At 73.7% G+C, this 12,832-nt stretch carries 13 protein-coding genes; 7 read left to right on the top strand and 6 right to left on the bottom strand.

The genetic code is table 11. From position 1 onward, the window contains the following. Positions 1–221 precede the first annotated feature (221 nt). A complete protein-coding gene (gene lon / locus DP939_RS15050) occupies positions 222–2,600 on the bottom strand; it encodes an endopeptidase La (protein WP_113981312.1) in 2,379 nt (792 codons plus the stop codon). A 175-nt stretch (positions 2,601–2,775) separates the two neighbouring features. Here lon and DP939_RS15045 point away from each other — a divergent pair, with 175 nt between their 5' ends. The 7 genes from DP939_RS15045 to DP939_RS15020 all read left to right on the top strand — a co-directional run bounded on the left by DP939_RS15045 (position 2,776) and on the right by DP939_RS15020 (position 8,232). After that, positions 2,776–4,113, top strand: coding sequence for a sensor histidine kinase (locus DP939_RS15045; protein ID WP_225878259.1), 1,338 nt, complete (start codon positions 2,776–2,778; stop codon positions 4,111–4,113). A gap of 17 nt (positions 4,114–4,130) precedes the next feature. After that, the gene (locus DP939_RS15040) at positions 4,131–4,778 is read left to right on the top strand and encodes a response regulator (protein WP_263972325.1); all 648 of its coding nucleotides are present in this window, start codon (positions 4,131–4,133) and stop codon (positions 4,776–4,778) included. Positions 4,779–4,873: 95 nt separating this feature from the next. Then, on the top strand, positions 4,874–5,656 hold the full coding sequence (locus DP939_RS15035; protein ID WP_113981310.1) for an alpha/beta hydrolase: 783 nt from the start codon (positions 4,874–4,876) through the stop codon (positions 5,654–5,656). Continuing rightward, on the top strand, positions 5,649–5,777 hold the full coding sequence (locus tag DP939_RS48680) for a hypothetical protein (RefSeq protein WP_263972317.1): 129 nt from the start codon (positions 5,649–5,651) through the stop codon (positions 5,775–5,777). Before DP939_RS15035 ends, DP939_RS48680 begins: the two co-directional genes overlap by 8 nt. Further along, the gene (locus DP939_RS15030; protein ID WP_225878258.1) at positions 5,770–6,879 is read left to right on the top strand and encodes an acyltransferase family protein; all 1,110 of its coding nucleotides are present in this window, start codon (positions 5,770–5,772) and stop codon (positions 6,877–6,879) included. The genes DP939_RS48680 and DP939_RS15030 overlap by 8 nt, the downstream gene beginning before the upstream one ends. 86 nt (positions 6,880–6,965) lie before the next feature. Beyond that, on the top strand, positions 6,966–7,601 hold the full coding sequence (locus DP939_RS15025; RefSeq protein WP_113981309.1) for a biliverdin-producing heme oxygenase: 636 nt from the start codon (positions 6,966–6,968) through the stop codon (positions 7,599–7,601). A 34-nt stretch (positions 7,602–7,635) separates the two neighbouring features. Then, positions 7,636–8,232: a TetR/AcrR family transcriptional regulator gene (locus tag DP939_RS15020; protein ID WP_113981308.1), complete on the top strand. Its 597-nt coding sequence runs from the start codon at positions 7,636–7,638 to the stop codon at positions 8,230–8,232. Here the strand turns inward: DP939_RS15020 and DP939_RS15015 are convergent. The 5 genes from DP939_RS15015 to DP939_RS14995 form a co-directional block, all read right to left on the bottom strand. Then, positions 8,195–8,872: a hypothetical protein gene (locus tag DP939_RS15015; protein ID WP_113981307.1), complete on the bottom strand. Its 678-nt coding sequence runs from the start codon at positions 8,870–8,872 to the stop codon at positions 8,195–8,197. The genes DP939_RS15020 and DP939_RS15015 overlap by 38 nt on opposite strands. Then, on the bottom strand, positions 8,863–10,389 hold the full coding sequence (locus tag DP939_RS15010) for a hypothetical protein (protein ID WP_113981306.1): 1,527 nt from the start codon (positions 10,387–10,389) through the stop codon (positions 8,863–8,865). Before DP939_RS15010 ends, DP939_RS15015 begins: the two co-directional genes overlap by 10 nt. A gap of 130 nt (positions 10,390–10,519) precedes the next feature. Next, positions 10,520–11,380, bottom strand: a complete 861-nt coding sequence (locus DP939_RS15005) for an ATP-binding cassette domain-containing protein (RefSeq protein ID WP_113981305.1) — start codon at positions 11,378–11,380, stop codon at positions 10,520–10,522. Further along, the gene (locus tag DP939_RS15000) at positions 11,365–12,201 is read right to left on the bottom strand and encodes a zf-HC2 domain-containing protein (RefSeq protein WP_113981304.1); all 837 of its coding nucleotides are present in this window, start codon (positions 12,199–12,201) and stop codon (positions 11,365–11,367) included. Before DP939_RS15000 ends, DP939_RS15005 begins: the two co-directional genes overlap by 16 nt. After that, positions 12,198–12,779, bottom strand: a complete 582-nt coding sequence (locus DP939_RS14995; protein WP_113981303.1) for an RNA polymerase sigma factor — start codon at positions 12,777–12,779, stop codon at positions 12,198–12,200. The genes DP939_RS15000 and DP939_RS14995 overlap by 4 nt, the downstream gene beginning before the upstream one ends. Positions 12,780–12,832: the final 53 nt, after the last annotated feature.

Here is a 12,832-nt window from a genome sequence, read left to right as displayed (position 1 = left end):
TCACGTCCCGAGATTGACAAACACTTACAAACCACTTGAAAGCCCGACAAACTAGGGCTATTCGCAAGATCGTTATCTATCGCGCCGACCCAGGGGGCCCAAAACCGAAATTTATTCCCATCCCATAAGTAACATAAATCACAATTCACCACACATCAAGGGGCCGGACACCCGCGGGTGTCCGGCCCCCTGTGCACCACTCAGGAGGCGGCTCCGCCGGGTCAGGCGGCGGCCGCCTCGGCCACGTGGGCCGGGGAGAGGGCGATGTCGAGGACCTCGCGCACGTCGCTCACCGCGTGGACGGTCAGCTCGGCGCGCACCTCCTCGGGCACGTCGTCCAGGTCGGGCTCGTTGCGCGCCGGGATGAGCACCGTGGTGATGCCCGCCCGATGGGCCGCGAGCAGCTTCTGCTTGACCCCGCCGATCGGCAGCACCCGGCCGGTCAGGGAGACCTCACCGGTCATCGCCACGTCGCCGCGCACGGGCCGCCCGGACAGCAGCGACGCCAGCGCCGTGGTCATGGTGACCCCGGCCGACGGGCCGTCCTTGGGGATCGCGCCCGCCGGGACGTGGACGTGCACCGAGCGGTCCTTCAGCGACCCGACCGGCAGCTCCAGCTCCGCGCCGCGCGAACGCAGGTAGGACAGCGCGATCTGCGCCGACTCCTTCATCACGTCGCCGAGCTGGCCGGTCAGCGTGACCCCGGTCGCCCCGGTCTCCGGGTCGGCGAGGGACGCCTCGACGTACAGCACGTCGCCGCCGGCACCGGTCACCGCCAGGCCGGTCGCCACGCCCGGCACCGAGGTGCGCTGGCGGGCCTCCGGCAGCGAGGACTCCGGCACATGCCTGGGCCTGCCCAGGTATTCGACCAGGTCATCGGCTCCGGCCTGGACCGGCAGCCCGGCCTTGCCGAGCGCCAGCGAGGCGGTGATCTTGCGCAGGATGCGGGCGATCGAGCGTTCGAGCGACCGGACGCCGGCCTCCCTGGTGTACTCGGCGGCCAGCCTGCGCAGCGCCGCCTCCTCCAGGGTCACCTCGTCCGTCCCGAGCCCGGCCTTCTCCAACTGGCGGGGCAGCAGGTGGTCGCGGGCGATGGCGACCTTCTCGTCCTCGGTGTAGCCGTCGAGGGTGACCACCTCCATGCGGTCCAGCAGCGGGCCGGGGATGGCCTCCAGGACGTTGGCGGTGGCCAGGAACAGCACGTCGGACAGGTCGAGCTCGACCTCCAGGTAGTGGTCGCGGAAGGTGTGGTTCTGGGCGGGGTCCAGCACCTCGAGCAGGGCGGCGGTCGGATCGCCGCGGTAGTCGGCGCCCAGCTTGTCCACCTCGTCCAGCAGCACGACGGGGTTCATGCTGCCGGCCTCGCGGATCGCGCGGACGACGCGGCCGGGCAGCGCCCCCACGTACGTCCTGCGGTGCCCGCGGATCTCCGCCTCGTCACGGACGCCGCCGAGCGCCACGCGGACGAACTTGCGGCCCATCGCCCGGGCGACGGACTCGCCGAGGGAGGTCTTGCCGACCCCGGGAGGACCGGCCAGCGCCAGCACCGCGCCGCTGCGCCTGCCGCCGATCACGCCGAGGCCCTGGTCGTGGCGGCGCTTGCGGACCGCCAGGTATTCGATGATGCGGTCCTTGACGTCGGCGAGCCCGGTGTGGTCGGCGTCCAGCACCTCGCGCGCCGCGGCGATGTCGTAGGAGTCCTCGGTGCGGACGTTCCAGGGGATGTCCAGGACCGTGTCCAGCCAGGTGCGGATCCAGCCGGTCTCCGGCGACTGGTCGGGGGTCCGCTCCAGCTTGTCGACCTCCTTCAGGGCGGCCTCGCGCACCTTCTCCGGCAGGTCGGCGGCCTCGATCTTGGCGCGGTAGTCGTCCTCCTCGTCGGCGGGGTCGCCGTTGAGGTCGGCCAGCTCCTTGCGGACGGCGGCGAGCTGCTGGCGCAGCAGGAACTCCCGCTGCTGCTTCTCCATGCCCTCCTGGACGTCCTTGCGGATGGTCTCGGCGACGTCCAGCTCGGCCAGGTGCTCGCGGGCCAGCTCGACCAGCCTGGCCAGGCGCTCGGCCGGGTCGGGCTCGCCGAGCAGCTCGATCTTGTGCTGGGTGCTCAGCCAGGGGGCGTAGCCGGAGCTGTCGGCCAGGACCGCCGGGTCGTCTATCTGGTTGATGGCGTCGACGACCTGCCAGCCGCCGCGCTTCTGCATGATCGTGGTGGCCAGGGCCTTGTACTCGGCGGCCAGCTCGTTCGCGCGCTCTCCCGCGGGGACGGCCTCCATCGTGGTGGCCTGCACCCACAGGGCCGCGCCCGGCCCGGTCGTGCCGGTGCCGACCCTGACCCGGTCCAGGCCGCGGACCACGGCGGCGGGCTCGCCGCCCGGCAGCCGCCCCACCTGTTCGACCAGGGCGACGACGCCCACCGGGCCGTACTTCCCGTCCACGCGCGGCACCAGCAGCACGTGCGCGTCGCTCCGCTCCGAGGCGCCCGCCCTGGCCGCGTCGATCGCGGCGCGGACCTCGGCGTCCGACAGGTCCAGCGGGACGACCATGCCGGGCAGCACGACCGCGTCGTCCAGCGGGAGGACCGGAAGGATCAAGCTCTCACTCATGCGATCTCCAAAGGTTGAGTTATACCGACTCAATTATTGAGAGCCCCGCATTGTTCCCGAGCTTGAGCCTGTTCGCTCACAGCGATCGTAAGCATGTAAGCAGTACGGGGGTGTGACAACGGATCACTCCCCGGTATGACGCCGTCCCGGGCGGCCCCGGTCTAGGGTTGGTCGCGTGCTCAGGCGGATCCGATCGGCCAAAAAGCGGCTCTCCCGGCTGACGGCCCCCGTCAAGGTGGCCATGTTCACCGCCGTCGCCGACCCGCCGCCTCCCGCCTCACCCCTCCTGGACCGCCTGGTCCAGCGGATGCCGGACTCCCTGCGGCGGTTCCTGCCGCGCGAGACCGTCCGGCTCGCCATCGCCGCCGAGCAGGTGCTGGTCCTGCTGCTGTTCTGGCTGTCCGTGGAGCACATCCGGACCCTCAGCCGGTTCACGATCAACCAACCGGGCACCTATGGCGCCTACATCGATCCGCTCGCCTCCCTCTTCGTGGCGTCGGTCTGGTCGCTGCCGCTCGCGCTGCGCCGCAGCCGGCCACTGCTGGCCTGGCGGGCGATGGTGGTGGCCCTGCCGTTCGCCGCCCACCTGATCAGGCCGGTCTACGGCAACCCGCCCTACACGCTGGTCACCACCCTCACCTACCTCGCGTGCGTCTACACGGCGGCGGCGCGCACCGACCGGACGACCACCATCGGCATCGGCGTGGTGTCGGCGATCGTCGCCTGGGGCATGGACCCGTCCTCGTTGCCGATCGTGATAGCGCTGGTGGCGACGGCCGCCATGCTCGGCAACAGCGCGCGGGTGCGGCGCAGTACGGCCTCGCGGCTGGCCGTGCAGGAGCGGCGGGCCGACATGGCCGACGCGGCCCGCGCGGTGCTGGCCGAGCGCTCCCGGATCGCGCGCGAACTGCACGACGTGGTGGCCCACCACATGTCGGTGATCGCCATCCAGGCCGAGGCGGTGCCGATACAGGCGGCGGGCGACGCGCGGCGGCTGGAGGAGGGGCTGGGGCAGATCCGCGGGCTGTCCCTCACCGCCCTGGCCGAGATGCGCCGCGTCCTCGGCGTACTGCGCGACGAGGACGGCAGGATCGACACGGCCCCGCAGCCCGGCCTGGACCGGCTGGAGGAGCTGATCGACACCGCACGCGGGACCGGGCTCACCGTCTCGCTGTCCCTGGACGTCCCGGACGAGGGCGTCCCGGCGGCGGTGGGCGTGTCGGCGTACCGGATCGTGCAGGAATCACTGAGCAACGGCATGCGGCACGCCCCCGGCAGCGCGATGGTCGTGGACGTCCACCGCACCGGGCCGGACCTGCGCCTGCGGGTGGTGAACGGCCCCGGCGTCAGGCAGGCGGCTCCCCCCTCCGCCGACGGGCACGGGCTGATCGGCATGCGCGAGCGCGCGACAATGCTGGGGGGCACGTTCGAGGCCGGTCCCATCACCGGTGGCGGCTTCGCGGTGACGGTCACCCTGCCCATCGAGGAGGAGCATTGGCCATCCGCGTCCTGATCGCCGACGACCAGGGCATGGTGCGCACCGGGTTCACCGTCTTCCTCAGCGCGCAGCCGGACATCGAGGTGGTCGGCGAGGCGGCGGACGGGGCGCAGGCGGTCGCCCGCGCGGTGGAGCTGCGACCCGACGTGATCTTGATGGACGTCCGCATGCCGGGCATGGACGGGCTGGAGGCGACCCGCCGCATCGGCGCAGTCCCCGAGCTGCCGTCCAGGGTACTCATCCTGACCACCTTCGACCTCGACGACTACGTGTACGCGGCGCTGCGCGCGGGCGCCAGCGGCTTCCTGCTGAAGGACGCCTCCGCCCAGCAGCTCGCCGACGCGGTGCGCGTCGTCGCCGCCGGCGAGGCGCTGCTCGCGCCCACCGTGACCAGACGGCTGATCGCCGAGTTCGCCCGGCTCGGCGGCCCCAGGGCGCCCGCCGTCAGGCGCCTCGCCGACCTGACCGAGCGGGAGACCGAGGTGTTGTCCCTGGTCGCCCAGGGCCTTTCCAACCAGGAGATCGCCGCCGAGCTGGTGGTCTCCGAGCAGACCGTGAAGACCCACGTCGGGCGGGTGCTCGCCAAACTGTCGCTGCGCGACCGGGCCCAGGCCATCGTGCACGCCTACGAGACCGGGCTGGTACGGCCCGGGGGCGACGGCATCACCCGCACGGGGTAGCGCGAGGTCCACCCCGTCGCGGGACGCGGATTACCCGGCCCGGTCCATAGCTTCCTGTCCTGATCATTCCCCAGGGAACAGGACAGGAGGCGCCGATGCTCCGGCGCGAACATGTCGTGCTGGCCGCCGCCGCGGTCGCGGGGGCGGCGCTCGCCGGTCCCGTGTCCGCCCCCACGGCGGCGGCCGGGCCCGCCGTGCTCACCAAGGCGTACGGCGAGGCGGCCGGCACCGCGCGGAACGTCGCGGTGATCGTGCCGGGCGCGGACACCACCGCCCGCAGCTTCGACGGCGGCAGGCGGGCGTGGTACAGCACGCCGGGAGGCGGGGCGCGGGCGCTGCTCGCCGGCGCGCGGGCCCTCGCCCCGGACGGCGGGCTGGCGGCGATCGCCTGGCTGGGCTACCCCTCCCCGCGGACGATCAGCCTGGACGTGCTCACCGACGACGCGGCCGAGGCGGGCGTGGCGGAACTGCGGCGCACGGTCGCCGGGGTGCGTGCCGCCAACCCGGCGGCCCGGATCGTCCTGATGTGCCACAGCTACGGCTCGGTGCTGTGCGCGAAGGCCGCGCCCGGCCTCGGGGTGAGCGACCTGGTGGTGTACGGCAGCCCCGGGCTCGGCGCGGACTCGGCCGCCGGCCTCGGGCTCGGCGGCACACGGCTGTGGGCGGGGCTGGGCGGCGCGGACTGGGTGCGGAACGTGCCCAAGTTCCGGCTGGGGCCGCTCGGCTTCGGCGCGGACCCGGCCGCACCCGGTTTCGGCGCCACGGTCTTCGCGACCGGCCAGGCCGCGCACAGCGACTACTTCAAGCCCGGCGGGCTCTCACTGCGCAACCTGACGCTGATCGCACTCGGACGAACCGCCGAGGTCACCCATGACTGACCACACCACCGCCCTCACGAAAAAGACCACCACCCCCGACACCCGCAACCACGACATGGACCCACTGCGCAACCTGACGCTGATCGCACTCGGGCGTAGCGGCGAGGTGACCCGTGGCTGACCGGATCGCCGCCCTCGCGGGCAGGATCGCCGCCGCCACGCCGGACACCCGCGACCGGGGTGTGGACGCGCTGCGCGCGCTCGCCATCGCGGGCGTGGTACTCGGCCACTGGCTGGTCACCGCCTGGGCCACCGACCAGGCCGGGAACCTGCGGATCGCCTCGCCGCTGACCGCCATGCCCGCGCTCGCCCCGATGTCGTGGGTGCTGCAGACGCTCGCGGTGTTCTTCTTCGTCGGCGGGTACTCGGCCGCGCGCGGCCTGCGGTCGGCCCGCGACGGGTACCTGCCGTGGGCCCGCCGCCGCCTGGCCCGCCTGCTCGCGCCGGTGCTGCCGCTGGCGGTGTTCTGGGCGGTGCTCGCCCTCGCGCTCGCCTCGGCGGGGGTCTCACGTGGGACGCTGCGGTCCTTCGCGCTCTCGGCGCTGGGCCCGCTGTGGTTCCTCGCCGTGTTCACCGTGCTCACCCTGGCCACGCCGCTGCTGGGCCGGGTCCGGCCGATCGTCGCGGCCGGGTGCATGGCCTGCGTGGTCCTGGCGGTGGACGTGATCCGGTTCGGCCTGGAGGGTCCCGCGTGGACGGGCTGGGCGAACCTGGCCGCCGGATGGCTGGTGCCGTATCTGCTCGGGATGGCCTGGGCCGGGGGCGGGCTCGCCCGGCGCGGCACGGCGGTGATGCTGCTCGCGGCCGGTACGGCGGGCACGGCCCTGCTGGTCGTCGCGTTCGGCTACCCCGCGAGCATGGTGGGCGTGACCGGGGAGGCGATCTCCAACCTGGGCCCGCCCTCGCTGGCCGGGGTGTGCTTCGGGCTGGCCCAGGCCGGGGCGGCGCTGCTCGCCCACTGGCCGCTGACCCGGCTGGCCCGCCGGCCGCGTGTGTGGGCGGCGGTCGTGGTGGCGAACCTGTCGGCGATGCCGGTCTTCCTGTGGCACCAGACGGTGCTGGTCCTGACCACGGTGACGCTGCTGCCGTTCGGGCGGGCGGCCGGGCTGCTGGACGCGCCGGTCTCGGCGCAGTGGCTGCTGTGGCGGGCGGCCTGGCTGCCGTTGTTCGCCGCGGCGCTGGCCGCCGCCGTATTGGCGCTGCGCCAGCGGCGATTTTCATGACGCGGTGTCGTATTCATATTGACGTGACGTCGCAATCATTGTGACACTGTGTCGGGAAAGGACCGCACGATCGAGGAGCCACCCTGATGTCCTTCTATGCGGAACTGCGCGAGGCCACGTGGGGCGAGCACGACGCGGTCGCGGGCCTGCCCTACATCAACGCCCTGCTCGACGGGCGGCTGCCCCGCGAGGCGTACGCGGCGATGGTCGCCCAGCACCACTTCGTCTACCAGGCCCTTGAGGGCGTCTCGCGGGCGCTCGCCGCCGACCCGATCGCGGCCCCCTTCGTCTTCCCCGAGCTGTACCGCGCCGAGGCCCTGACCCGCGACCTCACCGCGCTGCGCGGGCCGGGCTGGCGCGACCTGATCGAGCCGGTCCCGGCCACCCGCGAGCTGGTCGCGCGGATCGAGCGGACCGCGGCCTGGCCGGGCGGCTACATCGCCCACCACTACACCCGCTACCTGGGCGACCTGTCGGGGGGGCAGGTCGTCCGGAGCAGGTTGCAACGGATCTACGGCATCGAGCGCGGCGGCGGCGCCGACTTCTACATCTTCGACGAGATCCCCAGCCGTCCCCGGTTCAAGCAGGAGTACCGCCGCCGGCTGGACGCCCTGCCCATTGACGCCGGGGAGCGGGCGCGGATCATCGAGGAGACCCTGCTGGCCTACCGGCTCAACGGCGAGCTGCTGGCGGATCTCGGCCACCTGGCGCCCGCGGCCTGAGGCGTTCCGCCCGGCGCTGTGCGACGATTGTCAGATGCCCAGGATCTCGGCCGCCACGATCGGCGAACACCGCGCCCAGACGCGTGATCGCATCCTCGCGGCCGTCTCCCGGCTGACCAGGTCGCAGGGCATCGACGAGATCTCGATGACCGACGTCGCGGCCGAGGCGGGCATCACCCGCACCGCCCTGTACAACTACTTCCCGGACAAGGCGGCCCTGCTGCTGGCCTTCACCGAGCGGGTCACCGGCTACTTCATCGAGAGCTACGAACGCGAGCTGGCGGCCGGGGCCTCGCCCGCCGAGCGGCTGCGCGTCTTCATCCGGCTGCAGCTCGACGGGCTGCTCGCCCACCCCCACCCCGGTGCCGCCGACCTCTCGGCGGCCCTGGGGCCGGACGCCTACCAGCGGCTGGCCGACCACGTGGCGCCGATGCAGGACATCCTGGTCGGCATCATCGAGAGCGGCACGGCCTCCGGCCACTTCCGCACCGGCCCGCCGCGGCAGACCGCCCGGATGATCCTTGCCCTGATCGGGGCCGAGCGGCTGCCGCTGCTCAGCGGCGAGGTGACCGTCGCGCAGGCCGAGGAGACGATCAGCGGGTTCGTGCTGCGGGCTCTCGCCGCGACCTGAGCCCGGCCCGGCCGCCGCGCAGGTCACGGTGGGCGGCCAGCAGTACAACCAGCGGCACCGCCATGGCCACCAGCCAGCCCTGATGCACCGCCTCCCAGTTCGCGGCGCCGGGCAGCGGCCACGGCCACAGGTCGCCGGGAAGGAACAGCGTGGCCACGGCCGCCGCGCCGATCGTCGCGGCCCCGGCCAGCGCGGCGGGCCGGCCCGCGACGCGCCGTACCGCGACCGCCGCCCCGGCCAGGCCGCACAGGGCGCACATCGCCGCCTCGGCCGCCAGCCCGGCGACCGGGAGCGGCGGGCCGTCCGCCAGGCGCAGCGAGGCCACCGCGGCGGCGGCCCCCCAGCCGGCGGCCAGCAGGACGGAGATCATCAGCGTCCGCAGCCACTGCCGCGCCCAGCGGGCCACCGGCACCGCGCCGGTGCTCTGCGCCATGGCGTCCACCAGGGCGAACCCACCGGTCGAGGCCATCAGCAGGGCGATCAGGCGCAGCACGAGCACGGCGGGCAGCGGGTCGATGTCCTTGCCGGGGCTCACCAGCGCGACGAGGGTCACCCCCAGCGGTACGGCGAGCGCGGCGGGCAGCCAGTCGATCGCCCGGACCAGCGGTCTCACCACCTGGAGCAGCGGTCTCAGGCGCACGGCTGCCCCTCCGCCCGCGCGATGGGGAACTCCGCGCGCAACCCCAGTGCGGGCAGCGCCTCCGCCAGGCTCGTCTTCGGGTCGGTGAGCCGGTCCCAGGCGGCCCAGATGCGCTGCCTGGCGTCGGGCCTGGCGAGCAGCCGCCGCGCGTACGACAACTCGGCGGCCCCGTAGCGCACCGCGCCGAGCTGTGAGGCCGCCACCACCGAGCCTTCGCCGAGCCACACCCTCACTCCTCCCGCAGGGAGAAGTGGTCCCGAGCGGCCGGCGAGCCATAGCGCGACCAGGGTCCTGGCCTGGCCCCGGGCGCCACATCCCGAGCTGCCCTCCGCTGTCCACCGTTTCCCCGGTCTCCCATTACGCAGTCCGGTGACGGTCGCCGCGGTGAGACCGGCCAGATATGCCCGCTGGATCTCCGCCGCGCCCCGGCGCGGGAGCGTCATCCAGACATTCACGGTGGGCCTGGTGTCGTCGCCAGAGTACGGGCGGGACAGCGTCTCCTGGCGGATCAGCGGGATCGCGTCCCTGGCTTGCGGCGGTACGGCCGTGGCGATCGGTTCCACCACCTTGGACCATTCCGGAATCCACGCCTGGTAATCGGGGAAGGCGCACACGGTCACCGCGTCGCCCGTGCGGCACACCTGGGCGGCGTAGTCGTAGCCGGGAGGGGGCGGGTAGGTGCGCGGGCTCGTCAGCCACGGTGACGGCGGAGCGTCCCGGATCACCCATGCCCCCGCGCCCACCGCGACCGCGAGCCCCACGGTCCCCGCGACCACGGGGACGGCCCGCACCCCGTGCCGCAGGGCGGCGAGAACGCTGATGACCACGACCATCGCCATCAGGTAGACAGCGTGCGCCTCTGACGGGCGCGGCCCCCGCTCCGGGCTGTGGAACATGACCACGGGTACCAGCCAGCCGCCCTGCCAGAGCGTGATGCCGAAAATGCACAGACACCCCAGCACGGCGAGTGCCAGCGGCCCGGCGACCAGCGAGGGCACCCAGCGCCCGATCGCGACGCCCACCACGGCGAACAGCGCGGTCGCCGCCATTCCGCCGATCACCTCATAGCCGTCGAACCGGCCCGCGGCGGGCTCCGCCAGGATCGACCTGGCCAGCAGGTGCGTGCCCATGACTGCCCCGCTGACCGTCGCGCCGACGGCGGCCGTGGCCACGGTCACCGCCGACGTGCGCTGCCGGGCCCGCGAGGGCAGCGCGCTCAGGGTCTCGGGCAGCCCGCGCCTGCGGTCCCGCGTCCCGGCCAGGTTGGCGAGGATCAGCACCGTGGCGGAGATGAGAAGCGCGGTGCTGACGGTGCCGACCGTCTCCACCGACATGTCCGGCAGCCAGTTCCACGTCTGGTACGCACGCAGGCCGAGTACGGCGACCGCCGCCACCCACAGCGCCGGGCTGCGCAGCAGGTGCAGAGCCTCGAACCGGAGCAGCGCCGCGAAGACCCGCCCGGGCCGTACCGGCCCGCCCACGGCGGCGGGCACGCCCGCCCGCGTCACGGTCCTCATGCGACCGCCCCCGCACGCCCCCATGGCACCAGCAGGTCCCCGGGCGCCCTTATGCCACCGCAGGCTCCCGGCGCACCCGGGGGCCGGCCGGCAGCGACCGGGCCGGGCGTACCCGCCCTGGACATGACGCTCACGCCGCCACCTCCGCAGGTTCGCCGAGCAGCAGGAGGTATCCGTCCTCCACGGTGGGATCGGCGGGGACCGCGTTGGGCGGGGGGTCGCCGAGGGAGCGGTAGCGGCCGTCGGCGGTGCGCCAGAACAGGCGGCTGCCGCCGTCAGGTGGGGACTCCGACAGCCAGACCTGGCCCTTCGCCGCCGCGGCGATGTCCCGTGGAGCGCCCTGGAAGATCACCCGGCCGCGGTGCTGGACCACGACCAGTTCGCACAGGGCGGCGACGTCCTCGGTCTGGTGGGTGGACAGCAGCACCGTCCGGCCCTCGCCCAGCCGGGACACCAGGGCGCGAAAGCGCATCCGCTGTTCGGGGTCGAGCCCGACCGTGGGCTCGTCCAGGATCAGTACGTCCGGGTCGCCGAGCAGCGCCTGGGCGAAGGCCAGGCGCTGGCGCATGCCGCCGGACAGCTTGCGGACCTTGGTCTGAGAGCGGTCGGCGAGGTCCACCTCGGCGAGCACCCGCCGCACCTCCCGGTAGCGGGTCCGCCGGTCGGTGATCTCCTTCAGGATCGCCACATAGTCCACCAGCTCGAACGCGGTGAAGTGCGGGTAGTAGCCGGGATCCTGCGGCAGGTACCCCAGGCGGCGGCGTATCTCGATGCGCCGCGCGCGGTCGGCCGGGTCGTGGCCGAGCACCCGGATCTCGCCGCCGTCCGGGGCCAGGGTGGTCGCCAGGCAGCGCAGCAGGGTGGTCTTGCCCGCGCCGTTCGGCCCGAGCAGGCCGGTGACGCCCGGCCCGATGGCCAGGTCGATGCCGTCGAGCACCCTGGCCCTGCCGTACTCCTTGGTCAGGGCCCGTACGCTCACTGTCGTGCCCAACTGATCTCCTCAGAACTCAGGCGGCCGCGCCGCGCGTACACGAAGGCGAAGAGGACCGCGGCGACGCCGTACAGGGCCTGCGCCACGGGGGTGAAGGGAAGGAAGCGGTCGCCGCCCGCGAGGACCATCGGGACCACCGCCCCGAGCCAGAGGCCGCAGGGCAGTCCGGCGGCCAGTGGCAGGGCCAGGCGGGCGGACAGCAGGAGGGTGGCGGCGCTCAGCGCCAGCGCGGGCAGCAGCCAGGCCGTGGCCTGGCCGGGCGTGCCGGGGAGCAGCGGCGTCGCCGCGCCGGTCATCGCGACGGCGGTGACCAGCACCGCGCCTGCCCGGATGAACAGCAGCCTCGGGCCCGCCATGGGGGTGGCCGCCTGCAACTCGTGGACGGGATCGACGTGTCTGCCGTACGCCAGCGCGATCCCCGCGACCGGCAGCACCGGGGCCGCCACCAGGAACGCCAGCAGCACCGCGGGACCCGCGGGCTCGAACCTGCCCGCGGCGACCGCCAGCGCCAGCACGATGGCCACCGCGGTCAGCCACCCCCTGGCCAGCGCGGGCGTGGCGGTGAGCAGCCTGGCCAGGTGCCCGGGGACGCCGAACCGGCACAAAAGCCGCTCGGCCGGGCGCGGCCGGGGCCGGTCCACCTCGTCCAGCAACCGGTCCCAGCCGCCGGTCAGCCACGCCTCGTCGTACGGCACGGCCGCGCGGCAGCGGGCGCACCCGCCCACGTGGGCCTCGACCGACATCACCTGCTTGGGGTCCAGGCGTCCGGCGACATAGCGTTCCATCAGATCAGGCGGTACGTGCCAGTCCGCGCCTGTCATGCCAGTTCCTCCCTCAGCCGGGCCTTGGCCCGCCGGACGCGGGTCTTGACGGTTCCCTCGGGCACCCCGAGCAGGCTCGCCGCCTCCCTGGTGGTGAGCCCGTCCAGGACGGTGGCCTGCAAAGCCGCCCGCAGCTCCGGGGAGAGGCGGGCGATGGCCGCGCCGAGGTCCCCGTGCTCGACGCCGAGCAGCACCATGTCCTCCGCTGACTGGACGGCCGTGCGTTCCTCGCCGGGTTCCTCGCCGGTGCCGATCCAGCGGTGGCCGCGCCCGCGCAGTAGCGAGATCAGCCTGCGGATCGCGATGGTCCAGATCCACGCCGCCGCGTCGCGGCCGTCCCCGGCCGGGCGGTACCTGGCCGCCGCGCCCCGCCAGATGGCGACGAAGGTGTCCTGGAGGGCGTCGTCGACCACATCGGGGTCGGCGCAGCGGCGGGACAGGCGGACCCGGAGCCAGGGCGCGTGCCTGCGGTGCAGTACGCGCAGCGCCTCCATCCGCCCGGCGGCCACGGCCGCCAGCAGGTCGGCGTCGTCGCTGCCGGGGCCCACCGGGGGCGGCTCCCGCCGCCTGCGGAACATTCTCTGCACGTTCCGGTTATCGCACTGCGGGGCCGTTACGGTTTTCCGCAGAC

The organism is Spongiactinospora rosea (assembly GCF_003315795.1).
In the GTDB taxonomy this organism is placed as follows: domain Bacteria; phylum Actinomycetota; class Actinomycetes; order Streptosporangiales; family Streptosporangiaceae; genus Spongiactinospora; species Spongiactinospora rosea.
The sequence above is the reverse complement of the archived record's forward strand: the minus strand, read 5'-3'. Positions and strand labels throughout refer to the sequence as shown.